Below are 25,373 nucleotides of genomic sequence, written 5' to 3'. Positions count from 1 at the left end.
ACCAATGGTGACATCGATGGTGACACCTTTGGTGAGTCCCGGCAAGCGGGGATCGGGAGAGAACCGAGAAGGGGATGGGGAACCTGCGCCCGGTCGCTCGGCCCGGGCGCGCGGCCCCGCCCCGGCCCCCGACGAAGGTCATGGTCGTGACCTTCCGTTCGGCCAGGATTCACTGTCCTCCCGGCACCTACGTTCGCTCGCATGAAGCAGACGTTGAGTGGAAACGAGGCCCGGAGCGGGGCCCGAGGCAGGGCCCGGAACGGCGCCGGGAGCGGGGCGCGGCCGTTGCTCGCCTGCGCCGTCCTGGGAGTGGGCGCGCTCGGCGTGGCATGGCTCGCGCCCGGCGGATGGGGCACGGCCGGCCCGGTGGAGGTGACGGGCGGCGCCTCGGCGTCCCTGTACCGGTCGGTGACCGGGGCGGTGGCGGACGGTCCGTCGTGGGCGGGGCCGCTGCTGGAGGCGGCCACCGAGGGCACCCTGGTGGTGCTCGGTTTGCTGCTGGTGTGGGTGTGGTGGGGCGCGGTGCGGCGCGGGGAGACCCGGCTGTCCGCCGGCACGGTGCTCACCGGCGTCGGCACCGTACTGGCCTACGCGGTCAGCGAGGCCGTGAAGCTGGTGGTGGACGAGGCGAGGCCCTGCCGGGTCCTGCACGGTGCGGCGGAGGCGGTCGCCGAGTGCCCGCCTCCCGGCGACTGGTCGTTCCCGAGCAACCACGCCACGCTCGCCACCGGTCTCGCGGTCGGTCTGGCCGCCCTGCGGCCCCGCCTGGCGGCCGTCGTTCTGCCACTGGCCGGGGCCGCGGCACTGCTGCGGGTCATGGTGGGTGTGCACTACCCGCACGACGTGCTGGCCGGCTCGCTCCTCGCGGCCGCGACGGTCGGGGCCGTGCTGCTCGCGTTCCTGCCGCTCGGTCAGGCGGCGGCGTCAGCGCTCGGGCGACGGTTCCGGAAGCGGGACGGGCGCGACGATTCCGGCCTCGTGGGCGACGACCGCCGCGGCGGCGCGGTTGTCCACCCCCAGCCGGGCCAGGATGGAGCTCACATGCGCCTTGACCGTGCCTTCCACCACATGGAGGCGGCGGGCGATCTGTCCGTTGGACAGCCCGCTGCCGAGCAGGGCCAGCACATCGCGTTCCCGGGCGGTGAGGGCGCGGACCCGTTCCCGGGCGGCGCTGCGGCGTCCGGCCCGGGCGCCGGCGCCGGTCTCCGACAGATGGGCGACGACCCGCGCCGCGACCTTCGGTGACAGATAGGCGGCGCCCTCGGCCACCGCGCGTACGCCCGCGATGAGCTCCTCGGGTTCGCCCGACTTGATCAGGAAGCCGGTGGCGCCGCCTCCGAGCGCCTGGAAAATGTAGTCGTCCTCGCCGAAGGTCGTGAGCATCACGACTCCGGTCTCCGGTACGGCGCGCCGGATCTCGGCCGCCGCTTCGATACCGTTCGTCCCCGGCATCCGGATGTCGAGCACGGCCACGGCCGGGCGGTGGCGGCGGACCAGCTCCACGGCCTCGTGCCCGTCGCCCGCCTCGGCCACGACATCGATCTCCGGATCGATGGACAGCACGGAGCGCACGCCCATGCGGATCATCGGCTCGTCGTCGGCGATCAGTACCCGGATCATCGGCCGGTCACCGTCCTTTCCGGGTGGGGCGTGTGTCGTGCGTGCGGTGTACGTGCTGCCCGGGGCGGGCGAGCGCGGTGCACGGGGCGGGTTGCCCGTGGTGGGTGCGTGTTGAGCGGCATTGAAAATGCCCATGTCGGGTGCGGCGTGTGTGCCGGGTTCATGGTGTCAGGGCCTCCTTCGACATCAGCCTTCCGTCGCGGAAGCAGAGCCGGTACGCGTCCCCGGACCGGTCGTCGAAGCGGTCCGCCGTCATCGCGTAGTACTCGCACGTGGTGCCCCTCTCCTGCGGCTCCCCGGTCACCCGGCGCTTGATGGTCTCGCGCTCGGGCAACAGCCGACGTACCGTCTCCCGATCCTGTCCCACCCGCAGCCGGGCGTAGTCGCCCGGGTCCAGTACGGACTGCTGGGCCGAGCGGATGTCCCAGGCCATGAGGGCGGCACTCAGCATCGCCCAGGCCACCAGCGGCAGCACGATCGCGGTCACCAGCGCCCGCCGGACCCGGCTGCGGGCGCGGCGGTGCTCCTGGGGCAGCGTCGGGGCCGACTCGCGGGGCGCCGTGGCGGGGCGGCGGGCGGACGGGGTGTGCGGCAGCCGGGCGGTGACCTCGAAGCCGTCCTCGCGGGGACCGTACGCGAAGGTGCCGCCCGCCAGCCGTACCCGTTCGTCCAGCCCGATCAGGCCCCGCCCGGTGCCCGGCACGGTCTCCGGGCCGCCCCGCGCGGGCGAGGGGCCGTTCCTGACACGGACCACGGTCTCCTCGGCGGTGTACGTCACCCGTACGCCCACCGGGGCCAGCGGTGCGTGCTTGGCGGCGTTGGTCAGGGCTTCCTGGACGACGCGGTGGGCGGCCCGGGTCGCGGCCGGCGGCACCCCGGCGCCGTCGGCGTCGCCGTCGATCCTCAGGTCGACCGCGAGACCGGCCGACGCGGCGTCCTCGACCAGGCGGGGGATGCCGGTACCGGACGCCGACGGCGGTTCGTCGTCCGCCTCTTCCCGCAGGATGCCGATCACCTCGCCGAGCCGTTCCACCGATGCCGCCGCCCGTGCCCGGATCTCACCGGCCGCCGCCCGCTGGGCCTCGTCGAGACCGGGCGCGAGCTTGAGCGCGCCCGCCGACAGGGCGATGAGGCTCAGGTCGTGGCCGAGGACATCGTGCATGTCCTGGGCGATCCGGGCCCGTTCCCGGGACCGTGCCTGCTCGGCGACGAGCCGCTGTTCGCGTTCCAGACGGTCGGCCCGTTCCCAGCCCGCCCGGACGAGCTCCTGGTACTGGCGCCAGAACCGTCCGGCGAACCAGGGCAGCATCGCCGCCACCGACACCACGGCGGCGTAGCGCCCGGCCATGAGCAGCCAGGACGGCACCAGCGCCACCGCGACGACCCCGCCCGCGACGACCGCGACGAGCACGAGGAGCGTGGGTCCGGTCCTCCCCGGTTCCCGACCGGCGAAGAAGGCCGCAACGGCGGCGGGCAGGGCCCACCACATGCTGACGGCACTCAGCCCGACGCAGGCCGCCGCGGTGACGGTCAGCAGACCGCCCAGGGCGAGGGAGGGCGGGGCCCATGGGGCAAGGGCCCGTCGGGACCGCGGGACAACGGCGGGCGGGGTTTCCCTGCCCGGGGCGTGGTCCCGGGCACCCCGCCGGCCCGCGTCACCGGTCATCACTTTCTTCACCCGCACGACGGTACGCAGCCGGGCGGGTGTCCCGGCACTGCCGAAAGTCACCCTTGTCAGGCGCGCGGCCCGGCCACCGCGAGCCGCGCTTCGCCCCGCTCGTGAGCCGCCTGCCGTCCCCGGCGCTCCGGGAGCCGTCACCCGCACGGGCGCGCACGGGTGGTCGCGGCGGAACGCGCGGCGCAAGGTCGGTTCTGTTCCGCGGGCCCGCCCGGCGCGTCCGGCCCGTTCATCGTGTGCGGTCCGCTCATACCGTGCGCGGTCCGCCCACCCCGCTCAGGCCAAGGAGTTCCCATGGCACACTCAGCGTCCACGTCCGGCCCGGCCCGTGGCGTGGATCACGGGCAAACCAGCGCCTGGGCGACCGGCGGGACCATGTTCGCCGGTGTCCTGCTCCTCGTCGACGGTGTCTTCGGAGTGATCAAAGGCATCACGGGCATCGCCTCCGACCAGGTGTACACGCGCATCAACAACTACACGTTCAGGTTCGACGTGACCGCGTGGGGCTGGATCCACCTCGTCCTCGGCATCGTGCTCGCGATCATCGGCTGGGGCATTCTCAGAGGGGCGATGTGGGCGCGCGCGGCGGGTGTGGCGCTCGCCGCCGTCAGCCTGGTCGTCAACTTCGCGTGGCTTCCGTACCAGCCGCTCTGGGCGATCATCTCCATCGCCATCGACACATTCGTCATCTGGGCCCTGTGCACGGACCGGTCGAGGGTGCTCGCCTGATCGCCCGGCCGCCCGCCCGAGCGGAGACCACCGGGCGGGGTTGGGGTGAGCGGGGACGGTCGGGCGGGGACGGACAGGTGGCCGGGACGCGTACGTGTCCCGTCCGTTGTCAGTGGCTCGGGTCACACTGGATTCATGTGCCGCAGTATCAAGACGCTACGACCGCCCGCCCTGCCCGAAGAGGCCACCGAGGAGGAGGTCCGGGCCGCCGCACTGCAATTCGTACGCAAGGTGTCCGGCTTCCGCGCCCCGGCGGCGCACAACCGGGAGGTCTTCGACCGGGCCGTCGACGAGATCGCGGAGGCGACCGCCAAGCTGCTGGACGGCCTGGAGATACGGGGCGCCGTCAGGACGCCGTAGTCGCCGCGGCGGCCGCCTCCGCGGCTGGTCGGCGCATGAAGTACGCGGCCAGGGCGCCCGCCACGAACAGGGCGAGGACCGAGACGGCCGTGCCCACCCAGGTCGCGCCGAGCCACTGCCCGCCGAAGTAGCCGAGCCCCACGCTGTAACCGGCCCAGGCCGCTCCCGCCAGGGCGGACCAGGGCAGGAACTCCTTCACCTTGCGGTGCGCGGCGCCCGCGCCCAGCGAGACGACCGACCGGCCGGCCGGTGCGAAGCGCGCGACGATGACGAGGATGCCGCCGCCCCGGGCAAGGGCCCCGCCCAGGCGTTCCTGGGCCGATGTGAGGCGGCGGGAGCGGGCGATGGCCCGGTCCAGACGTTCGCCGCCGCGCCAGGCCAGCCGGTAGGCGACCAGGTCGCCGAGGACCGAGGCGGCGGTCGCGCAGAGCACCAGCGCGAGGAGTGACGGGACCTCGGGCACCTGCTCCGCCGCCCGCGCCGCGGTGGCGGCGGAGGCCACGGTCGTCGAGCCCGCGGCGGCCGCGGTGGCGGCGGTGATGACCAGGACCCCACTGGGCAGCACGGGCAGGAAGACGTCCAGCAGCACTGAGACGGCGACCACCGCGTATATCCAGGGGCTGCCGGTCAACGCAGCCACACTCTCAAGCAAGTACTACTCCCCGATCCGGAACAACGCCGCGACGTCGCAGGGGAGCGGCAGGAGCGGCACGGCCAGCTGTACAGCGTACGCCCGACACCCATCCGATGATCCATAAATATGGACGATGTTGGGAAGCTCACGTACGCACGGAAAACAGGAGGAACGGGTTCCAGGCGTACGTGAGCGGTGCGCGCGGCGAACGGTGAACGAACGCGGGACGAGCGGGCCCGTGGGTGCCGGTGGGAACCGTGGGCCGCTGCTCGTGGTCGGTCCGTGAGCAGCGGCTCATGGAGCCCTTCCGGATTCTCAGGCCCTTACGGCCGGGACCTGCTCGCGTACGCGGTCCTCGCCGCGCTCCGTGTCGTCGCGACGGAACAGCCGGTCCAGGGACAGCGCCCCGGGGCCGCTGAAGACCAGCAGCAGGAAGACCCAGCAGAAGATGGCCGCGGCCTCGCCGCCGTTCTGTATCGGGAACAGGCCGTCGGCCTGGTGGACCGTGAAGTACGCGTACGCCATGGATCCGGAGGAGATCAGGGCGGCGGTCCTGGTGCCCAGGCCGAGGGCCACCAGACCGCCGCCGATCAGCTGGATGGCCGCCGCGTACCACTTGGGCCAGGTGCCGGCGGCTACGGAGCTGTCGCCGAAGAGGCCGAAGAGCGCGGCCGCGCCGTGACAGGCGAAGAGGAGGCCGACGACGATCCGGAACAGGCCGAGCGCGTACGGATGGGCCTGATTCAGGCGTGTGTGCATGGGGGCTCCTTCGGTCGGGGTGGGGACGTGAACCGATCGGGCGACCCAGATTAGGGAGACCTCACCAATGCTTGCAAGTTCAACATTATGTCGACTGGCCGAAACTCGACCCGTGCCGTTCGGCCGGACTTCGATCGGATGTCGCTTCCATCTGCACCCCTTCCGGTCGACCGCTTGGCCTGAACCAATGGCGGCGAAGCTTTCCGGCCATGTGCGGTATGTGACGTAAGTCGGTCCGCCGGGGCGCGGCGCGCCGGATCCGTGCTGGTCGGTATGGGGGATTTACGCCGTGGTGGCGAGTCGCCGACGTCCGGCCGGGTTGCCGTCGTGTCCGGATCCGGCCGATGCGGGAGCCGGTCCTCGGTCGAAAGCCCCCGGGCCGGTGCTCTCGGGGGCGGGGTCGGCGTCGGGGGAGTGGGCGTGGGGCGCGTGCGGCGGGGCGGCCGGTGAAGGGATGCGTGCTCAGAGGCGTCGCGGGGTGGCACGGGGTGCCTCGGCGGGGCTGTGGGTGGCCTTGCCGGTGGCCCGGTGCCGGGTGCTCGGTATCCGGCCCGGTCGTCCGGTGGCCGGGGTTCGCCGCCCGATATCCGGCGCCGGTCATGCCTGTCGACGGTCGCGGTGATCGTCGGTGGCGCGCCGCGCGCTTCGCTCGGGGGGCGCTCGGAGCCGGCCGATGAACGGGCGTGCGAACCGCGTTCCGTGGGGGGGTTCGCGCCTGTCCGGCGCGCTCCGTCGCCGACCCGCGCCGGACGGCGCCGGGCCGTGCCTGCGCGGTGGCTCGGGTGATCACCGGCGGTCGTCCTAGTCGACCGAAAACACGTCGGTGTCTTCGGATGCCTCGGCGCTGCCCGTGTCCCTCGGAGTTTCGGCACTTCCTCGGTGTGTCCGTACAGGGAGGGCCCGAGCGTCCGGCCCGGCCTGGGCGTGGCCGAGTCACGCGGGCGTGGTCGATGCGCGAGGCATGGTCGATTCACGGCCGTGGTCGGGGTGCGTGGAGGGGAGCGTGGCCGGTCCGGGGTGAGAGTGTGACGCGGAAGCCCCGCCCGGCTTTGCGCTCGGGCGGGGCGGTTCGTTCGTTCTGTGCCGCGTTCGGCGGTTGTGTGCGGTCCGGTGTCCGTCGGGGCCGGCGGTCCGGTGGTGCTCAGCAGCCGTTCAGGATGCCCTGCAGTGCGCTCTTCTCGGCCGAGTCGACGCTCAGGTCGTAGTAGTGCTTCACGTGCACCCAGGCGCGTGCGTAGGTGCAGCGGTACGAGGTGCTCGGGGGCAGCCAGTTGGCCGGGTCCTTGTCGCCCTTGGCCTGGTTGACGTTGTCCGTGACCGCGATGAGCTGCGGTCGCGTCAAGTCATTGGCGAATCCCTGCCGTTGAGCCGTGGTCCAGCTGCTGGCGCCCGACCGCCACGCTTCGGCGAGCGGCACCATGTGGTCGATGTCCAGGTCGGAGGCGGCGGTCCAGGTGGCGCCGTCGTACTCCGAATGCCAGGTGCCGCTGACCGCCGCACAGCTGGAGTCCTGCTGCACGTTCGTGCCGTCGCGCTCCAGCACGACCTCACGGGTGTTGCAGGTGCCGGACTGCGTGATCCAGTGCGGGAACTTGGACCGGCTGTAGCCGTCCGACGAGCCTTCGGCCGCGACGGTGAGCTGACTCAGATACGTACGTGCGGTCGAGGCGGAGACCGGGGTGGGCATGGCCGCCTGGGCGGCAGGGGCGTTGAGCAGCCCGGTCGTTGCGGCGAGGGCTGCGGATGCTGCGGCGACGGCGAGGCGACGCGCGTAGACACCTGACATGCGAACTCCCTTGATGTGGGGGGATGTTGGACATGCGACCGGTCGGACCCGGTCATCGTGGCGGCGCCAGGTTTCCGTGGGGTGGGCGCCAGGTAACAGAGTGGCGACATGGGCACGTCACATCAAGGGGTCTGATGAACAGGACTGGAGCGCGGGGGGCGTGCGCACGTGTCTGCGCGGGCTCGTGTGCTGACGCCACGGCAGGTCGGCCGAGGAGGAGAAGGGTTGATGATCCGAGCGGCCCCGGTGGTGTCGGGCCCGGTCGGTCGTAGGGTCACGGCGTGTTGTTCCCGGTCGACATCACCCTCGGCGTCGTTCTCGCCCTGTTGCTGGCGGCCGCGTGTGTCGTCGCGGCCCTGGCCTCGTTGGGGCGGTCGCGCGACATCCTGCTGGCCGGGCTGCGGGCCGCCGTCCAACTTGCCGCGGTTTCCCTGCTCATCGGCTGGGTGACGGGTTCGACACCGCCGTTGCTCGCGTTCGTCGCGGTGATGTACGCCGTGGCGGTCCGGACCGCGGGGCGCCGGATCACTGGCAATCGCACGTGGTGGTGGGCGGCGTTGCCGATCGGGGCGGGGGCCGCGCCGGTCGTCGCCCTGTTGGTGGTCACCGGGCTCGTACCGGTGCGCGGTATCGCACTGATCCCGGTGACCGGCATCCTCATCGGGGGCGCGCTGACCGCGACCGTACTCGGCGGGCGGCGGGCGCTGGACGAGTTGACGGCCCGGCGCGGGGAGGTGGAGGCGGGTATGGCGCTCGGGCTGTCCGATCGTGAGGCGAGGCTGGAGATCGCCCGGCCCGCGGCGGCGGACGCGTTGCTGCCCGGGCTGGACCAGACGCGGACCGTCGGGCTCGTCACGCTCCCGGGGGCGTTCGTGGGCATGCTGCTGGGCGGTGCCTCACCGGTTCAGGCGGGTGCCGTGCAACTCTTCGTGCTGGTGGCGCTGATGGCGGTGCAGTCGGTCGCCGTCACGGCCGTACTCGAACTGGTCGCACGCGGCCGACTGCACCGGGACTGAGCTCCGCGCGGACTACGGGCGCGAGGCAGTCAGTTCGCGTCGATGTGCAGCCGGATCGAGCCGTCGGGCGTCGCTTCCACCCGCAGCCGCGTCAGGTCCTCGACGTGCGCGTCGGGCGAGAGCGCCGCCGCCCGCGGGCCGATGCCCACGATGCGCATGCCCGCCGCCCGGCCGGCCGCGATGCCCGCCTCGGAGTCCTCGAAGACGATGCAGTCCGCCGGGGCGAAGCCCAGTTCGGCCGCGCCCTTGAGGAAGCCCTCGGGGTTCGGCTTGCTGGCTCCCACGCGCTCGGCGGTGACGCGGACCGTCGGCATCCGCAGGCCGGAGGCCGCCATCCTCGTACGGGCCAGTGCCTCGTCGGCCGAGGTGACCAGGGCGTGCGGAAGCGCGGCGATCGCGTCCATGAAGGCGGGCGCTCCGGCGACCGGGACGACGCCGTCGGTGTCGGCGGTCTCCTCGGCGAGCATCGCCCGGTTGTCCGCGTGGTTCTGCTCCATCGGGCGGTCCGGGAGGAGTACCGCCATGGTGGCGTGGCCCTGCCGTCCGTGAACCACCTTCAGTACGGCCTCCGGGTCGAGACCTTCGCGTGACGCCCAGCGCCGCCAGCAGCGCTCCACGACGGCGTCGGAGTTCACGAGGGTGCCGTCCATGTCCAGAAGGAGGGCGCGGGCTGTGAGGGCGGTGGCCGGCATGGGGCGGCTCCAGGGCGCGGGGAGGTGGTGACGCGGGGTGGAGAAACAAGCAGCCTCGCCCGCCGGTCAGGGGGTGGCGGGCGGAGGCTACTTTGTTCCATCACGATACAAAAACCGGTGCGGGAACGCCAATCGTGTCCGGGGCGGGCCGGGGGCGGGGCCAGGGGTAGGGGCGAAACGAAGGGGAGGCGGGGGAGGGGCCGGACCGGGGAATCAGGAGCGGCCCCGGCCCGAGGTCTCCGCCTCCAGGGCGCGTCGGGTGTGGGGTCCGTACACACCTGGCGGGTCACCCTGGATGAACTTGTACGACTGGTAGACGCTCACGGCGTGCTCGACCTTCGCCGTGTAGTCGCCGTCGTCCTGCCCGTGGAACAGCCAGACCTCTTCCAGCCGTCTCTGCAGCTCGGCCACCGCCGGTCCCTGGTCGCCGGGGCGCAGTGTGGGCCCGGTCAGCGACGCGGGCGGTGCGGCCGAGGTCGGACGGCTCGTCTGCGGTGCCGTCGCCGACGGCGAGGCGGTGTCCGGCGGTGTGGTCGTGGCGGATGCCGAAGGGGACGGTGAGGTGCCCGCCGAGGAGGACGCGGACGGCGATGCGGAGGTGTGCCCGGACGAAGGTGGCGACGCGGAGGCCGAAGCGGACTCCTTCGCCGTCGCGCTCACTTCGGGGGTGCTGAGCGGCAGGTCGGGCAGGGCCATTTCCCGGTCGGCGGGCCTGTCGTCGTTCGATTCGAAGAGGCCGCTCGCGAACACGGCGGTGCCCACCACGGCGAGCGCCGCCGCGCCCGCGGCGAACGCGGCGAGAGGGCTGCGGCGACGTGACCGATCGGACGCGTCGGCGGGCGCGGTGGCGGATGACCGGGGTATGAGGATCGTGGCGTCGTCGACCGGATCGGTGACGGTCTGCGGCGGTGGCGGACTGCCGAACTGCGTGGGATCGCCGAACTGTCCCGGGCCGCTCGGTTGCCCCGAACCATCGCGATGTCCCGGACTGCCGACCTGTGCCGGGCCGCCCGGTTGTGCCCGGCCACCGGGGCCTGCCGGGCCACCGGGACTCGTCAGGCCGCCGGGACGTGTCGGGCCGCCGGGGCCTGGCGGGCCGAGGAGGAGCGGCATGGTCGTGTCCGCGTCCTCGGCGGGGTGGTCGTGCGGCCGCCCGGGGTGCGGGAGCCGCGCCTCTTCGGCCTCCGGCGCCATGTCGCCCCGCAGCTTGACGTACGGCCGTACGCGCAGCGGATCGAAATCCTCCGAGGCCGCGACCTCCGCCCTGTCGGCCGCCGACCGCTCGGCCCGTCGCCACTCGGCGGCCTCCTGCCCCTCGCCGGGCCGTCGTGTGGCGCCTCCCCCGCACGCGCAGACAGGGCCGGTGCCCAGATCGCCGCTCCCGCCCGAAACCCCGCCTCCGCTCGTTGGCGTGAACACGCGCATACCGCACTCCGGGCATATATGTCCGGTCATAGTGGACCCCTCCCCTTTGAACTCCTGCGATTATGCAGCCCGGCACCGGAACGCCCAATGTCGTCCGAAACGCGGTCAACCGGTGCGCGTCGGCTCGGTTCCCGGAGGGCTCGGCAGGCCATAACCGCATGAAACATCCAGGATGGGGATGTAGCGGACCCGAGGAGACGTTTCCATGGCGCAGCACCCGAGCCCCCCGGAGCCGGAACCGCGACGGACGGCGGCAGAGGAACCGGAACGTACGACGGGAGAGGAACCGGAACGACGGACGGCGGCACGGCAGTCCGAAGCAGGACCGGAACCGGAATCCGGATCGGGACCGGAAACCGGATCGGGACCGGAATCCGGATCGGGACCGGAATCCGGATCGGGACCGGAATCCGGATCGGGACCGGAAACCGGATCGGAACAGGCTCCCGGTGAGGACCGCTCCACCCGGTCGGCCCTGGTGGCCATCGGGGCGCTGCTCCTCGGCATGCTGCTGGCCGCGCTCGACCAGACCATCGTCTCCACCGCGCTGCCGACCATCGTCAGCGATCTCGGCGGTCTGGAACACCTCTCCTGGGTGGTGACCGCCTACCTGCTGGCGTCGACCGCCGTGACCCCGCTCTGGGGCAAACTCGGTGACCAGTACGGCCGCAAGAAGCTGTTCCAGGCCGCCATCGTCATCTTTCTCATCGGTTCCGCGCTCTGCGGGATCGCCCGGGACATGCCACAGTTGATCGGCTTCCGGGCACTTCAGGGCCTCGGCGGCGGCGGTCTCATAGTGCTTTCGATGGCGATCGTCGGCGACCTCGTGCCGCCCCGCGAACGGGGCAAGTACCAGGGTCTGTTCGGCGCGGTCTTCGGGACGACGAGCGTTCTCGGACCGCTGCTCGGCGGCTTCTTCACCGAGCATCTCAGCTGGCGCTGGGTCTTCTACGTCAACCTGCCGATCGGTGTCGTCGCGCTCCTCGTGATCGCCGCCGTGCTGCGCATCCCGGTCCACCGCACGAAGCACACCATCGACTACCTCGGTACGTTCCTCATCGCCTCCGTCGCCACCTGCCTGGTCCTCGTCGCCTCGCTCGGCGGCACCACCTGGGCCTGGGGCTCGGCACAGGTCGTCGCGCTCTCCGTCCTGAGCGTGCTGCTGGTGGTGGCCTTCGTCCACGCGGAACGCCGCGCGACCGAACCCGTCATCCCGTTGACGTTGTTCCGGGGCAGGACCTTCACCCTCGTCGCCGTCATCAGCTTCGTCGTCGGTTTCGCGATGTTCGGCGCGATGACCTATCTGCCGACCTTCCTCCAGGTGGTGCACCACATCACGCCGACCATGTCCGGGGTGCACATGCTGCCCATGGTGCTGGGGCTGCTGCTCACCTCCACCGCCTCCGGGCAGATCGTCAGCCGTACCGGCCGCTGGAAGGTCTTCCCGATCGCGGGCACCGGCGTCACCGCGATCGGACTGCTGCTCCTGCACCGGCTGACCGAGACCAGCGGCACCTGGCTGATGAGTGTCTGCTTCTTCGTGTTCGGCGCCGGCCTCGGCCTGGTGATGCAGGTCCTGGTGCTGGCCGTGCAGAACGCCGTCACGTACCGGGACCTCGGCGTCGCCACGTCCGGGGCCACGTTCTTCCGATCCATCGGCGCCTCGTTCGGCGTCGCCGTCTTCGGCACGATTTTCACGAACCGGCTCACCGACGAGCTGGCCGCGGCGCTCGCCGGGCACTCCCTGCCGCCCGGCGCCAGTGCCGGACGGCTGGCCGCCGACCCGCGCGCCATCGGCCAACTGCCGCCCGCGCTGCGGACGCAGGTGCTCCACGCGTACGCGACGTCGATCACCGATGTGTTCCTGTACGCGGCCCCGATCGTCCTGATCGCCTTCGTCTTCGCCTGGTTCCTCAGGGAGGACCGCTTGCGCGGCTCGGTGACCGCCCCGGAACCCAGCGAGACACTGGCGACCAACCCGGTCGAGCGCTCCTCGTACGACGAATGCGCCCGTGCCCTGTCGGTGCTCGCCACCCGCCAGGGGCGTCGCGAGATCTACGAGAAGATCACCAGGCAGGCGGGGTACGACCTGCTGCCCGCGGCGAGCTGGATGCTCCTGCGGATCAGGCATCACGGCACGGTCGTACCGGCCGTGCTCGCCGACACCAACCCCGTGCCGCTGCGCGTGATCGGTGACGCGTCGCGGCAACTGGAGGAGCGCGGCCTGGTCCGGCGCGAGGGCGCGCAGCTGACGCTCACCGACGCCGGCGCGGAGGTGGTCACGAGGCTCGCGGAGGCCCGGGAGCGGACGATGGCCGAGTGGCTGGGGGACTGGTGGGGCCCGGAACGGCCCACGGACCTCGTCAGGCTGGTGGCGGAGCTGACCGCGGAGACGAGCGGATCCCGCAGGCAATGGCCGCGCGGACCCGAGCCGCGCCGCGACCACACGGCCGGTCCGGTCGGCCGCCCCGCGGACACGTCCTGAGCGCATGGCCCCGGAGGAGGAGTCCCTCTGTCCGGAGGCGGAGCGCCCGGCCCCGGAGGCGGCTCTACCGGAGCGTCTTGGCGAACCAGTGTTCCGCGTACAGCCCCTGGTTGAACGCCGGGACCTCCCGGTACCCGTGCTTGGCGTACAGTCCCCGGGCCTCGACCAGGTCGTGGCGGGTGTCCAGCCGGATCGTGCGCATGCCGAAGGCACGCGCCGCATGCTCGGCGGCGGCCAGGAGCAGCCCGCCGCCGCCCGTGCCCCGGTACTCGGGGCGCACGAACACCCGGGTCAGCTCCGCGATCCCCGCGTCCGCGTCCGCCACCAGCAGGCCGACGCAGGCCGCGGCCCTTTCCTCGAACCGGCCGACGACGAACTGCCCGGTCGGCGGCACGAGCCGGACGGCCCCGTCGTCGGTGAGTCCCTCGTCGATCTCCTCGGCGGTCACGGGCCGTCCCCAGTAGCGGCCCGCGACCTCGCCGTAGTAGTCGCGACGCAGCAGGGACGCGTCCGGGGAGCCGACGGGTTCGTGGGCCATGGTCCAGGTCATGCCGGCCATTGTGGCCGGGGCGCGAACGCGAGATCGAACGGATTGATCCGCTCGATCAGCGGACGTACGAGAACGCATGGCGGCGGACGGGAGGCGGATGGGGATGGGCGGGAGGCGGGCGGGGCGACGGGGGACGGGAGGCGGACGGGCGGGGCGGACGGCCCCCGGACGGGCGGGCCCACGGCGGTCCGCTCAGCGCGTCGGCGTGACCGCGGCCGTGACCGGCGCCGTGGACGTCCCCGGCCGCTTCCGGTGCCGCCTGGCCCGCCTCCTCCACACCACCGCGATGACGACCAGCAGCGCGGCCCCCAGGACCGAAAGCAACCAGGCGGGGATCCCGCCCACGGTCAGCAGCTCGTTCCGGTACACCAGGGTCCGGTACGGGGTGTCGGCGTCGGCCGCCCTCAGCTCGTGATCGCCGTCGATCCGCTCCGGTCGCGGGAACCACTGGTCGATCGCGGTGACGAACACGGGCTTGCCGCCGGTCATCGCCGAAAGCGCCTCGGCCCCGTCCCGTGCCGAACCACCCTGCGTCGTACCGTCCTGCGCCGACCCGTCGCGGCCGGGATCGATCCGGCCCGCGTACGTCACACGCGGCGCGGCACCGCCGATCGCGTCGCGCGGCTCCATGCGGTGGGCCGCCAGCACGTACAGGGCGAGCCGCTGCGGTGTCGAGGCGAGCTGCGACAGCCGCATGGGGTAGACCGGCCGCTCGCTGGCGAAGCGCAGCCGCAGCGGGTCCAGGTCGCCATGCAGCGGGTCGTTCCCGTCCCGTGGGGCGAGGCGGATCGCGACGTACTCCCACTTCTGGTCGACGTAGGGCTTCAGCGCCGTCGCCAGACGGTCGGGCAGCTCGAAGCCGTTGTCGTCCAGCCAGTCCCGGAGTGCCTCCGGGTCGGTCGCGGCCAGCCGCGCCACGTCGAAGGGGCCGAGCCGCTCGCGGCCGACGACCTCTACCGGCGGGGCGGCGGCCGACGGGCGGCCCGCCCCGTCCGCGATGCCTCCCGGGCCGGTGAACGGCCAGTCGCCGGAGCGCGGCCAGAAGTAGTGCCGGGTCGTCGGTACGGGCGCGGTGAGGGTGTCCAGCTCGGAGAAGAGCGACGGATCACCGAGTTCCACGTCGGCCCGGTGCGGCACCGGCATGATCCAGGCCGCCTCCGGCGCGTTGCCACGGACCGTGAGGCGCATGACGATCTCTTCCGTACGGCCGTCCCAGGCCACCACCGACGTCTCCCGGTCGACGGCGACCTCGGACGCCCTGCTCGGGACCATCGCCCCGCAGCCGCACGCGTAAGCCGGGCTGATCAGCGATCCCAGCTGTGTCGACACCAGCAGCAATGCCAGGGACAGCGCGCGCACCACCCACGCCCGGCCCAGCCATCCACGCCCCATCCGTCTTCCTCCCCCGTGATCGACGAACCGTGATCGACGAACAAGGGGGAGGACGTGGGAGCGACGGGCCCGGTTCCGGGTTCCGAAACCGCCGACCAACGCCGACCGATGGGCGACGGCCGGTGATCAATAGGCGACGGTCGGTGACCGGCGACTCGTGACCGAGGTCCGACGGGTCCGTCACCGGTCACCCCTCTCAGGTCTCGTTGCGAGCGGTCACTCGGTCATCCTTTCGGAAAAGGCTGGATGACAGCCAGGCGACGAGGGGGTTGATTGGGTCTTCCCCATGGTGCAATGCGAAGGTTTCACGGCGCGCCCATGTCGAGGGACGGGCGCGAGAACGGCGGGAGGGTCGGCGCAGCGTGGCGAATGCGGAACACAGTGTGCGCTCGGATGCGGCGACCGGGACGGGGACGGGTGCTGCCCGGGTCCTGCTCTGGCTGGTCGTGGCCGCGTTGGCGGTGCGGCAGGTGGCGGCGGTGCTGCGGCGTCCGCCGGGCGAGCGGCTCGCCGAACTGGAGACCTGGATCGGCGAGAACGGCGTCCTGCACGTGACGGGCTCGCTCTACGACAGCGACCGGTTCACCGGCACCCCGTTCGCCGGGCTGGTCCTGAAGCCGCTGACCCGGGCGGCGGAGCAGAGCCTGGGGGTCGTCTGGACCTTCGGTTCCCTGCTGCTCGTCGTCGCCCTGGGGATCATGGCCGCGCGTGCGCTGCCGGGCCCGGTCGCGCGCCGCACCTCGCTGCTGGCCGCGCCGGTGGCGATCAGCCTGCTGATGCTGTCCCTGCCGGTCCGTAACGCGTTCCACCTGGGGCAGACGAGCATCATCCCGGTGCTCCTGGTGCTGCTGGCCTGTTTCGCGGTCCGCGGGGAACGCGCCTCGGGCCTCCTGATCGGTGTCGCGGCCGCGCTCCAGCCGACCGTCCTGCTCTTCGCGGTCCTGCTCCTGTTCACCGGACGCCGGAGGGCGGCGGTGACCGGCGGGGTCACGTTCGCCGCCTGCACGGCGCTGGCCTGGGCGGCGATGCCGCACGACTCGTGGACGTACTGGGTTCACCATGTCGCGGGCGCAGGGCTCGGCGAGAGCGCGGACAGTCTGGCCAACCAGTCGCTGCACGGCGCGCTGCTCAGGTTCGGCCTGACCGGCCCCCTGGAGATCGCGCTGTTCGTGGTGCTGGCGGCCGTCGTCTGCTGGTTCGGGCTGCGCCGCGCCGTACGGTACGCGCACGACGGACAGCTGCTGCTGGCCGTCGCCGTGACCGGCTGTGTCGCCGTCGCGGTCTCGCCGACCGCCTGGCAGCACCAGCTGCTGTGGGTGCTGCTCGCGGTCGTCGGCCGGGTCGGCAAGCGGGCCTCCGACCGGCTGATGTGGCCAACGGTCGTGGTGCTCGTGCTCACACTGCCCGCGAAGATGCTGCTGCCGAACCTGGCGGTGGTCGTCCCCGTGCGTGACAACGTGCTGCTGATCACGGCGCTCGGCGCGGCCTGCGTCGTACCGTTCCTGCCGCGCACCTCGCCCCACTGGCGCGACCCGGTCCCCACCGACCACGCGGCCCCGGTCGCCGCCCGCTGGAGCCCGATCCCGCTCCTGCCGTTCTGGCGCCGGGTGCTCGGCCGCCCCAACCTGTTGCTGGAACTGCTCCTGATCCGGGTCGTGTACTCCGCGTACTCGCAGGTCAGGCTGGCCGCAACGGCAGGCCGGGACACGGCCGAACGCCACGGCACGCAGATCCACTCCCTCGAACAGTGGCTGCACATCGACATCGAGTACTGGGCCAACCACGCCGTCGTCGAGATCGACTGGCTGCGGGGCTTCTTCGACTTCTACTACACGACGTTCCACTTCATCGTGCCGCTGACGATCCTCGGAGTGCTGTACGTCCGGCGCCCCGCGGACTACCGCTGGGTCCGCAGCTCCATCGGCTTCGCCACGGTTCTCGCGCTGGTCGGCTTCTGGCTCTACCCGCTGGCGCCGCCCCGGCTGATGCCGGGACTCGGCTTCATCGACACCGTCCACGGCGTCCAGGACTTCGCGAAGCCGGACTACGGGTCGCTGACCTCGATGACCAACCAGTACGCGGCGATGCCCTCGCTGCACTTCGGGTGGTCGCTCTGGTGCGGTGTGGTCGTCGTGATGCTGGCCCCGAAGCTGTGGATGAAGGCGCTGGGGCTGCTGCATCCGCTGTTCACGGTCTCCGCGATCGTCGCCACGGCCAACCACTGGGTGCTGGACGCGGTGGGCGGTGCGGCCGTCGTCGCGCTCGGTTTCGGCCTCACCTACGCGCTGTCCGGGCCCCGGAAGCTGCGGGCGCCGACCGTACCGGCCGCGGCGAAACCACTGGACGACCTGGTGGACGGGGCACCGCCGAGACAGGTCGGCGACGCGGTGGGAGGCAGGCACGGCTGAGGGCTGTCCCGTAGTCCCCGGTGGATCAGCGCCCGGCGTCCGATGCGGTGCATCGCAAGGCGGACGGTCGTCCTCGCACGGGGCGTACGTGGCCACCCGCCGCGTCGGCCCGTGCCGGGCTCCCGCCGTACGGAGGTGCCGAAGGGGCGCAGGGACGAACACATCGTCCGGGCACCCCTTCGGCCTGGATCGCCGCCCGACCAGCATCCGCCCATCGGCTCCGGTCCGCCACTCGAACGGCTCAGGCAGCCGTGCCCAGGGCCCATACGACGAGTGACAACGTGGCCATCGACACCACCGTCGAGGCCACCACGAAATCACGCGCCGGCCGGGTGTCCAGGCCGTACTGCTGGGCGTAGACGAAGACGTTCTGAGCGGTCGGCAGCGCGGAACAGACCACCACCGCGAGCAGTTGATGGTCCGGCAGCCGCAGCAGCGGGCCGCCGACGGCGTACGCGATCAGCGGCTGGACCAGCGTCTTGAGGACGACCACCACGGCGACCTCCGCGCGCGCCGCGACCTCCGTACGCCGTGCGGACCTGTTGCGCCGTGCGGAACCGTCGCGCCGCGCAGGCCCGTTGTGCCGTGCGGGCTCCCTGCGCCGCGCGAGCCATGTACACCGTACGAGCCCGGTGCGCCCTGTGCGGGGCGCCGGCTGACCGTTTCTCGCCCTTTCCGGCGCGGGAGTCCCGGCGGACGGGCGGCGGTTCAGGGACAGACCGAGCGCGATCAGGGCCGTCGGCACGGCGGCGGCGCCCAGCAGATCGCAGGAGGCGGCGAGGGCGTGCGGCAGCCGCAGCCCGAGCGCGGAGACGACGACCCCCAGGAACGAGGCCATGATGACGGGGTTGCGGACCGGCAAGGTGAGGGCCCGTCGGACCGCGGACCCCGGTCCGGCCTGCTTCCCGGTCGCCGTGCCCGCTCCGGCCCCGCCCCTCGTCCGGGCGTCGAGCAGCGTGAGGACCACGGGGGTGACCAGCAGCACCTGGAACAGGATGATCTGTGCGACGAACGAGGCGTCGCCGAGCACCTGGACCGCGACCGGTATGCCGAGGTTGGCCGAGTTGACGTAGCCGGAGGCCATGCCGCCGATCGCCCGGTCTGCCGCTCCCCGCCCGAAGCAGCGGCCCGCCGCCATGTGACCGAGACCGCAGGTCAACGCCGTACCTGCGGCGAAGGCCAGCATCGAGGGATGAGCGAACGCGTCCGGACGTGCCCTGGACACCATGGTGAACAGGGCGGCGGGCATGGCCACGTGGAAGACGAACCGGCCGAGCACGTCCTCCGCCCGCTCACCGAGGAGGCCGCCGCGCCCGACCGCGTATCCGACGGCGGTGAGCGCCCAGATGGGGGTGAAGGCGGAGAGCAGGGCGTCCATGCCCGCCATGATCCTCGTGGCATTGTGCGCGGCCCGCACGGGGGTTCGGGCGGGGCGGCCGGCCCGAGCCGACCGTCATCCCCGCCGTCGCCTCCGGAGCCGACCGTCATCTCTGGAGCTGAACTCGCCCCCGCCGTTGCCCCAGGGCCGGTCGCCTCAATGGAGGTGACGTACCGTCAAAACCAGTCGGCACCCGTCGGCTCGCTCATCCGGAAGGACTTGCTCACCCGGAGGCCGGCCCCGGGCGCCCCGCGTCGACCTGGAGCTGCTTGATCCCGTTGAGCCAGGCCGAGCGCAGCCGTCGCGGTTCACCGACCAGCCGCAGGTCCGGCATCATGTCGGCGATCGCGTTGAAGATCAGGTTGATCTCCGTCACGGCCAGGGACTTGCCGAGGCAGAAGTGCGGGCCGCCACCCCCGAAGCCGAGGTGGGGATTGGGGTCGCGGGTGATGTCGAAGGTCTCCGGGTTCTCGAAGACCTCGGGGTCGTTGTTGGCCGACGAGTAGAACAGCCCGACCCGGTCCCCCTTCTTGATCAACTGCCCGCCCAGTACGACGTCCTGGGTGGCGGTCCGCTGGAAGGAGACCACCGGGGTGGCCCAGCGGACGATCTCCTCGGCGGTCGTCTCCGGGCGCTCGCGCTTGTAGAGCTCCCACTGGTCGGGGTGGGTGAGGAAGGCGTGCATCCCGTGGCTGATGGCGTTGCGGGTGGTCTCGTTCCCGGCGACGGCCAGCAGGATCACGAAGAAGCCGAACTCGTCGGAGGAGAGGTTCCCCTGGCCCTCGGCGGCGACCAGCCGGCTCACGATGTCCTTGGCCGGGCACTCCTTGCGGGCCGCCGCGAGGTTCATCGCGTACGAGATCAGCTCCATGGCCGCCTCGGTGCCGACCTCCTCGGTGATCGCGTACTCCGGATCGTCGTACGCGGCCATCTTGTTGGACCAGTCGAAGATCTTGGACCGGTCCTCCTGCGGTACGCCGATGAGTTCGGCGATCGCCTGGAGCGGCAGTTCGACGGCGACCCGGGTGACGAAGTCGAACGAACCGTCGGCTTCAAGGTCCGCTGTGGAGCTCGCCCCGGGGTCCGTACCGGAGTCGGCGCCGGGGCCGGTGTCGCGGCCGGCTCCGGCGAGCGCGGATTCCACGATCGAGCGGGCCCGGCCGCGCAGGGCCTGCTCCAGGGAGCGCACCGCCCGGGGGGTGAAGCCGCGCTGGACGATCTGGCGTATTCGGGTGTGCTCGGGCGGGTCCATGTTCAGCATGATCAGCTTCTGGACCTCGATCTGGTCCCGTCCGATGGACTCGTTGAAGCGGATGACCGCCGTGTTGGTGTGGGACGAGAACAGCTCCGGGTGGGTGGAGACGTACTTGACGTCCGCGTGCCGGGTGACGACCCAGTAGCCCTCGTCGTCGAAACCGGAGATGCCGGCCGGCTGGGCGCACCACCAGACCGGTGCGGTCTGCCGCATCTCGGTGAACTCCGGGTGCGGGACGCGGGCTTGGAGCAGGTCGGGATCGGTGAAGTCGAAGCCTTCGGGCAGATGGGGGCAGGGCATCGGCGTCTCCAGGTCGGTCCGAGGGCCGTCCGAGGCTGTCTGACGGTCCATCAGAAGTTGTCCGCAAGGTAGTAACGGGTTCTACAACTGGCAAGAGGGGTGGTCGGTTCTGTTGCGTGAGGAGCGGTGGGGCGACCGTGGAGCGGACCGCGATGGAACGGTGATCCTTCCGGCGGCGTCCACCGGTCGCGGCAGTCGGTGCGTGCAGCACCCTTGCGCACCGGCGGCGGGTCTCATAAGACTGCCCAAAGAACTAGAACGCGTACTAGTTTGCTTCCGCGGGCGCCGGGACGCCCCTGCGGAGGCGCGAGGAGAGGACGAGCCCATGGCCGCGGAACCCGTCATCGTCGAAGCCGTACGCACCCCCATCGGCAAGCGCGGAGGCGCGCTCGCCAATCTGCACCCCGCCTATCTGCTGGGCGAGACCTACCGGGAGCTCCTCGGGCGCACCGGGATCCACGCCGACTGCGTCGAGCAGATCGTCGGCGGCACCGTCACCCACGCCGGCGAACAGTCCATGAACCCGGCCCGCAACGCCTGGCTCGCCGTGGGGCTTCCGTACGAGACGGCCGCCACCACCGTGGACTGCCAGTGCGGCTCCTCGCAGCAGGCGTCCCACATGGTCGCCAACATGGTCGCGGCCGGGGTGATCGACATCGGGATCAGCTGCGGCGTCGAGGCGATGTCGCGGGTGCCGCTGGGCAGCGGCTCCAAGCACGGGCCCGGGAAGCCCTGGCCCGACGAGTGGAACGTCGACCTGCCCAACCAGTTCGAGGCGGCCGAACGCATCGCCCGCAAACGCGGTCTGACCAGGGAGGACGTCGACCGGTTAGGAGTGCTCTCGCAGGAGCGGGCGGCCGTCGCGTGGGCCGAGGAGAGGTTCAAGCGTGAGACCTACGCGGTGCAGGTGCCGACCACCGAGGAGGAGCAGGCCGCCGGGCAGGGCATGTGGCGTCTGGTGGACCGCGACGAGGGGCTGCGGGACACCGGTATGGAAGCGCTGGCGGGCCTCAAGCCGGTCATGCCCACCGCGATCCACACCGCGGGCAACTCCTCGCAGATCTCCGACGGGGCCTGCGCGATCATGTGGGCGTCCAAGCGCATGGCGCGCGCGCTCAAACTCAGGCCGCGCGCCCGGATCGTCGCGCAGGCACTCGCGGGCGCCGACCCGCACTACCACCTCGACGGGCCGGTCGACGCGACGCGGGCGGTGCTCGGCAAGGCCGGGATGTCGCTCAAGGACATCGACATCGTGGAGATCAACGAGGCGTTCGCGTCCGTGGTGCTCAGCTGGGCCCAGGTCTTCGAACAGGATCTGGACAAGGTCAACGTCAACGGCGGGGCCATCGCGCTCGGCCACCCGGTCGGTGCCACCGGCGCCCGGCTGATCACCACCGCCCTGCACGAACTGGAGCGCCGGGACAAGGAGTTCGCACTGATCACGATGTGCGCGGGCGGTGCCCTGGCGACCGGCACGATCATCCAGCGGCTGTGACGGCGAGCCGTACGTCCATGGGGAGAACCCCCGGCCCGGGGTGCGTTCGGCGACACTCCCGGGCCGGGGGCCGGACCCATGTGCGTACGGTGTCCGGCCGTATAGCGTCGGAGAAATGAAAGAGAACAGCCTTACGGACAAGGCGACTCGGGGTCGTCTTCGCCGTCGTCGCACCGTCCGGCGGGGACTCGCCGCCGCCGTCGTGGTCCTGACCGCGCTCGGCGCAGCCCCCGCCCTCGCGACCGCCGCCCCCGCTGTCACTGCTTCCGCCGCCGGATCGGCCCCCGCCGCCCCCGCTTCCGCCGCGCAACACCCCCTGGTGCAGGGCGACTCGCAACGCACCGGCGCCGCGCACGGCAGCCGGGGCGACGTCCTCGACGTCACCCCGGTGGCCGGTCTCGAACGTTCCGACGTCATGCGGTTCCTGGCCTCCGGCGGTGTGGACACCGGCACCGTCCGCCACGGAGTGCGGGCCTACCGACTCACCTACCGCACCGTCACCCCGCAGGGCGCGCCCACCACGGCCACCGGCCTCCTGGTCCTTCCCGAGGGCGGTGCGCACCGCCTCGACCTGGTCTCCGACACCCACGGCACGATGGCCCACCGGGACTACGCCCCCTCCGTCGGCGAGGACTTCGGCCGCTTCGCCCCGTATCTCCACGCCTCCGCGGGCCGCGCCGTCGCCGCCCCCGACTACCTGGGACTCGGCAAGGGGCCGGGCCGCCACCCGTACATGGACACCGGGTCCGCCGTCACCGCCTCCCTCGACATGCTGCGCGCCTCCCGCACCGCCGCGCGGAACCTGGGCCGGTCGCTCACCGGCGATCTGTACGTCAGCGGCTTCTCCCAGGGAGGCCAGGTCGCGATGGCCCTGGCCAAGGCCCTCGACAAGGGCGCCGAACGGCACTTCCGGCTCCGCGCCCTCGCTCCCGTCTCGGGACCGTACGACATCGAGCACGCCGAGATGCCCGCCCTGTTCGACGGCCGGGTCAACGACATCAGCGGCGTCTTCTACATGACGTACTTCCTCACCGCGCAGAACCGGCTCCACCCGCTCTACGAGGACCCCTCCGAGGTCTTCCGGGAGCCGTACGCGGCCATCGTCGACGACCTCTTCGACACCCACCACACCGAGCAGGAGATCATCCCCGCCCTGCCCGCGACGCTGCGGGAACTGCTCACCGACGACTATTACCGGCAGATGCAGCACCCCTCCGGCGCCCTGCTGGCCGCCGTGCGCGCCCAGGACGGCAGCTGCGCCTGGAGACCGGATGTCCCCGTACGTCTCCACACCTCGTCCGGAGACACCGACGTGCCGGTCGCCAACACCCGCTCCTGCGCCGCCGACCTGGCCGCGCACGGCGTCGAGGCCGAGGTCATCGACCAGGGAACGGCGGACCACATCGCCACGTACGTGAAGTCGGGACCTGAGATCGTGCGCTGGTTCGACGCCGTCGCCGCGCGGCGCTGAACGGGGCCTTCCCGGGCACCGGTCGGCCCCCGGCGTCGGGCGCTCAGTACGGCAGGTGCGTGGGAAAGGTGGTGGTCGGGGCGAACAGCGCCGCGTACGCCTGCTCGTCGAAGTTCTGGCGGCGGTGGCGGCCCGACCGGTTCACCTCCGGGACCGGGTTGGCGAGCGTGAGCATCCCGTCGTTGGCGAGCTCCTGCACCCGCATCAGCAACGACCTGACATCCAGGCCGAGTTCGGCGGCGACCGTCTGCACGTCGAGCCCGGACTCCCAGCTCCACAAGAGCACGGAGTCCATGCTGGGCGACCAGACGACCGTGCTGTTCGCCTCGACCGGGGGTGCCGGGGGAGGAGAGGAGGGAGGCGGGGGCACGGTCGGGGGCGTGGCCGGGACCGGCGGCACGATCACGGGCGGCGTGCTCATGCGCGCGCTCCCCGTCGTCCGCACCGTCATCTCCTTGCGCGGATGCGGCAGAGGGATCTCCGGAGCGGGAGCGGGAGCGGGGACGGAGCCGGGAACCGGGCCGGGGGCGGGAACCGGACCGGCGGCGGGGCCGGGGGCGGGGGCGGGGGCGGGGGCGGTTTCGCCGGGTACCTCCTTGGGCGCCCGCTGCTTCCGGCTCAGCAACTCCTGGGCGAGCGAGCGCGCGTCATTGCGGCCCACCGTGCGTCGTGCCAATCGCACTTCGCGTTCGTTCAGGCCCATCAGGTCCGCGATGGATCCGTCGTCGCCGACCGTGACGGCGAACGCGGCCAGCGTCCGGCTCCGCTCCGCCTGCGCCTCGTCCAGCAGAGCCTGCGCTCGGCGCATGCGTTCGTCGCTGGCGCAGAAAGCTTCCGCCAGGACGGTGTTCCGATCCCAGAAATCACGAGGTTCCACGTATGTGACAACGCTCCGGCCGCTGACGGGAACGGACGTCAGAGAAAAATGCGCCTATATGGACCAATGGGTAATTAAGTAGTCCAAGTAAGAGAAAACCGGGCTTTTGGCGGGTGTTGACGCGGTGTGAAATGTCCCCAAAGGCCTGAAATCCGGGGAAAAAGCAGAGGGAAATCAAGGGAATGGAGAGGGAGTGACTGTCACCCTACCCGGTCATGGAGGTCAAGCGGATGCGCGGGCCCTCACCCGTCAGGGGTGTCGAACGTGCCCTGCGCGTCGAAGGCCGCCCGGCGCGTGGCCCGGCGCAGCGCCTTCAGCAGTGTCGAGCCGAGTGCCAGGGTCAGCACCACGGTGAGGACGGCCCGGCCCAGGTCCCAGCCGAGCGAGGTCGCCGCGCAGTAGGCCAGGAAGCGGACCAGGTTCTCGGACAGGGGATCACCCGCGTGGTACGAGATGCCCGAGCCGGCGCCGGGCACGATCGTCCATCCGTACAGGTTCATCACCGTGCCGTACGCGAACGCCGCCAGGAACCCGTACCCGGCGAGCATCAGCAGCTCGGCCCGCCCGCGCTGCCGGTCCGGGCCCGGCAGCAGACCCGCGCCCATGGTGAACCAGCCCATCGACAGCATCTGGAACGGCATCCACGGCCCCACCCCGCCGGTCAGCAGCGCCGACGCGAACATGGTCACCGAGCCGAGCACGAATCCGAAGCCGGGGCCGAGCACCCGGCCGCTCAGCACCATCAGGAAGAACATCGGCTCCAGGCCCGCCGTGCCCGCGCCGAGCGGGCGCAGCGCGGCACCGACCGCGGCCAGCACCCCCAGCATCGCCACCGCCTTCGCGTCCAGCCCGGAGTCGGCGATCATCGCGACGACCACGCCGACCAGCAGCGGCAGCAGCGCGGCGAACAGCCACGGCGCGTCCTGGGAGTGCGCGAGACCGGAGCTGGCGTCGGCCAGCAGCGGCCAGCCGAACGCGACCACGCCGATCGCGCTGATCAGCACGAGCGCGGCGATCGCGCGCGGTCCCAGACGCACCGGCCGTACCGTCCGGCCCGACCGCC

20 protein-coding genes and 1 pseudogene are annotated in these 25,373 nt (G+C 72.0%); 8 read left to right on the top strand and 13 right to left on the bottom strand.

Annotated features, from left to right (window positions below; all coding sequences use genetic code 11):
- Positions 1-201: 201 nt before the first annotated feature.
- Positions 202-834 (top strand): annotated as a pseudogene (locus AB0E67_RS08730) (phosphatase PAP2 family protein); the annotation flags it as partial.
- Positions 835-924: 90 nt separating this feature from the next.
- On the opposite strand, the gene AB0E67_RS08725 reads toward AB0E67_RS08730, so the two are convergent.
- On the bottom strand, positions 925-1,620 hold the full coding sequence (locus AB0E67_RS08725) for a response regulator transcription factor (RefSeq protein ID WP_362022796.1): 696 nt from the start codon (positions 1,618-1,620) through the stop codon (positions 925-927).
- Between the two features lie 160 nt (positions 1,621-1,780).
- Positions 1,781-3,298 carry a histidine kinase gene (locus tag AB0E67_RS08720; RefSeq protein ID WP_362022793.1) on the bottom strand — a complete coding sequence of 506 codons (1,518 nt, stop codon included), beginning with the start codon at positions 3,296-3,298 and terminating at the stop codon, positions 1,781-1,783.
- Positions 3,299-3,592: 294 nt separating this feature from the next.
- Between AB0E67_RS08720 and AB0E67_RS08715 the strand changes: the two genes are divergently transcribed.
- Together AB0E67_RS08715 and AB0E67_RS08710 are read left to right on the top strand one after the other, a co-directional pair.
- The gene (locus AB0E67_RS08715) at positions 3,593-4,027 is read left to right on the top strand and encodes a hypothetical protein (RefSeq protein WP_362022790.1); all 435 of its coding nucleotides are present in this window, start codon (positions 3,593-3,595) and stop codon (positions 4,025-4,027) included.
- A 135-nt stretch (positions 4,028-4,162) separates the two neighbouring features.
- Entirely contained in the window at positions 4,163-4,387 is a 225-nt protein-coding gene (locus tag AB0E67_RS08710) for a DUF2277 domain-containing protein (protein WP_362022787.1), read from the top strand.
- Here the strand turns inward: AB0E67_RS08710 and AB0E67_RS08705 are convergent.
- The 3 genes from AB0E67_RS08705 to AB0E67_RS08695 form a co-directional block, all read right to left on the bottom strand.
- Positions 4,374-5,039, bottom strand: a complete 666-nt coding sequence (locus tag AB0E67_RS08705; protein WP_362022784.1) for a VTT domain-containing protein — start codon at positions 5,037-5,039, stop codon at positions 4,374-4,376. The two genes, AB0E67_RS08710 and AB0E67_RS08705, sit on opposite strands and share 14 nt — an antisense overlap.
- Positions 5,040-5,336: 297 nt before the next feature.
- Positions 5,337-5,780, bottom strand: coding sequence for a DoxX family protein (locus AB0E67_RS08700; protein WP_362022781.1), 444 nt, complete (start codon positions 5,778-5,780; stop codon positions 5,337-5,339).
- Between the two features lie 1,141 nt (positions 5,781-6,921).
- Positions 6,922-7,566: an HNH endonuclease family protein gene (locus AB0E67_RS08695; protein ID WP_362022778.1), complete on the bottom strand. Its 645-nt coding sequence runs from the start codon at positions 7,564-7,566 to the stop codon at positions 6,922-6,924.
- 281 nt (positions 7,567-7,847) lie between these two features.
- Between AB0E67_RS08695 and AB0E67_RS08690 the strand changes: the two genes are divergently transcribed.
- Positions 7,848-8,582 carry an ABC transporter permease gene (locus AB0E67_RS08690; RefSeq protein WP_362022776.1) on the top strand — a complete coding sequence of 245 codons (735 nt, stop codon included), beginning with the start codon at positions 7,848-7,850 and terminating at the stop codon, positions 8,580-8,582.
- Positions 8,583-8,611: 29 nt separating this feature from the next.
- Here the strand turns inward: AB0E67_RS08690 and AB0E67_RS08685 are convergent, their stop codons facing one another.
- Together AB0E67_RS08685 and AB0E67_RS08680 are read right to left on the bottom strand one after the other, a co-directional pair.
- Entirely contained in the window at positions 8,612-9,274 is a 663-nt protein-coding gene (locus tag AB0E67_RS08685; protein ID WP_362022774.1) for an HAD-IA family hydrolase, read from the bottom strand.
- 213 nt (positions 9,275-9,487) lie between these two features.
- A complete protein-coding gene (locus tag AB0E67_RS08680) occupies positions 9,488-10,699 on the bottom strand; it encodes a peptidoglycan-binding protein (protein WP_362022771.1) in 1,212 nt (403 codons plus the stop codon).
- A 475-nt stretch (positions 10,700-11,174) separates the two neighbouring features.
- Here AB0E67_RS08680 and AB0E67_RS08675 point away from each other — a divergent pair, with 475 nt between their 5' ends.
- Entirely contained in the window at positions 11,175-13,184 is a 2,010-nt protein-coding gene (locus AB0E67_RS08675; protein WP_362023581.1) for an MDR family MFS transporter, read from the top strand.
- A 64-nt stretch (positions 13,185-13,248) separates the two neighbouring features.
- Here the strand turns inward: AB0E67_RS08675 and AB0E67_RS08670 are convergent, their stop codons facing one another.
- Both AB0E67_RS08670 and AB0E67_RS08665 read right to left on the bottom strand, forming a co-directional pair.
- On the bottom strand, positions 13,249-13,734 hold the full coding sequence (locus tag AB0E67_RS08670; protein ID WP_362022769.1) for a GNAT family N-acetyltransferase: 486 nt from the start codon (positions 13,732-13,734) through the stop codon (positions 13,249-13,251).
- 192 nt (positions 13,735-13,926) lie between these two features.
- A complete protein-coding gene (locus AB0E67_RS08665) occupies positions 13,927-15,126 on the bottom strand; it encodes a DUF2330 domain-containing protein (protein WP_362022767.1) in 1,200 nt (399 codons plus the stop codon).
- 383 nt (positions 15,127-15,509) lie between these two features.
- On the opposite strand from AB0E67_RS08665, the gene AB0E67_RS08660 reads away from it, so the two are divergent.
- Entirely contained in the window at positions 15,510-17,534 is a 2,025-nt protein-coding gene (locus AB0E67_RS08660) for a bifunctional glycosyltransferase 87/phosphatase PAP2 family protein (protein ID WP_362022764.1), read from the top strand.
- Positions 17,535-17,775: 241 nt separating this feature from the next.
- Here the strand turns inward: AB0E67_RS08660 and AB0E67_RS08655 are convergent, their stop codons facing one another.
- Positions 17,776-18,921, bottom strand: a complete 1,146-nt coding sequence (locus AB0E67_RS08655) for an AEC family transporter (RefSeq protein ID WP_362022761.1) — start codon at positions 18,919-18,921, stop codon at positions 17,776-17,778.
- Between the two features lie 214 nt (positions 18,922-19,135).
- On the bottom strand, positions 19,136-20,467 hold the full coding sequence (locus AB0E67_RS08650) for a cytochrome P450 (RefSeq protein WP_362023578.1): 1,332 nt from the start codon (positions 20,465-20,467) through the stop codon (positions 19,136-19,138).
- 325 nt (positions 20,468-20,792) lie between these two features.
- Here AB0E67_RS08650 and AB0E67_RS08645 point away from each other — a divergent pair, with 325 nt between their 5' ends.
- Together AB0E67_RS08645 and AB0E67_RS08640 are read left to right on the top strand one after the other, a co-directional pair.
- The gene (locus AB0E67_RS08645; RefSeq protein ID WP_351525024.1) at positions 20,793-21,962 is read left to right on the top strand and encodes a steroid 3-ketoacyl-CoA thiolase; all 1,170 of its coding nucleotides are present in this window, start codon (positions 20,793-20,795) and stop codon (positions 21,960-21,962) included.
- 115 nt (positions 21,963-22,077) lie between these two features.
- Positions 22,078-23,433 (top strand): alpha/beta hydrolase, encoded by a 1,356-nt coding sequence (locus AB0E67_RS08640; protein ID WP_362022758.1) that lies wholly within the window; start codon positions 22,078-22,080, stop codon positions 23,431-23,433.
- A 43-nt stretch (positions 23,434-23,476) separates the two neighbouring features.
- Here the strand turns inward: AB0E67_RS08640 and AB0E67_RS08635 are convergent, their stop codons facing one another.
- Both AB0E67_RS08635 and AB0E67_RS08630 read right to left on the bottom strand, forming a co-directional pair.
- On the bottom strand, positions 23,477-24,241 hold the full coding sequence (locus tag AB0E67_RS08635) for a hypothetical protein (RefSeq protein ID WP_362022755.1): 765 nt from the start codon (positions 24,239-24,241) through the stop codon (positions 23,477-23,479).
- Positions 24,242-24,552: 311 nt separating this feature from the next.
- Positions 24,553-25,347, bottom strand: coding sequence for an ECF transporter S component (locus AB0E67_RS08630; RefSeq protein WP_362022752.1), 795 nt, complete (start codon positions 25,345-25,347; stop codon positions 24,553-24,555).
- Positions 25,348-25,373: the final 26 nt, after the last annotated feature.

It is taken from the genome of Streptomyces sp. NPDC032161, from assembly GCF_040636995.1.
GTDB lineage: Bacteria > Actinomycetota > Actinomycetes > Streptomycetales > Streptomycetaceae > Streptomyces.
Note: the sequence above shows the minus strand (reverse complement) of the source record. Positions and strands in the feature narration are given on the sequence as shown.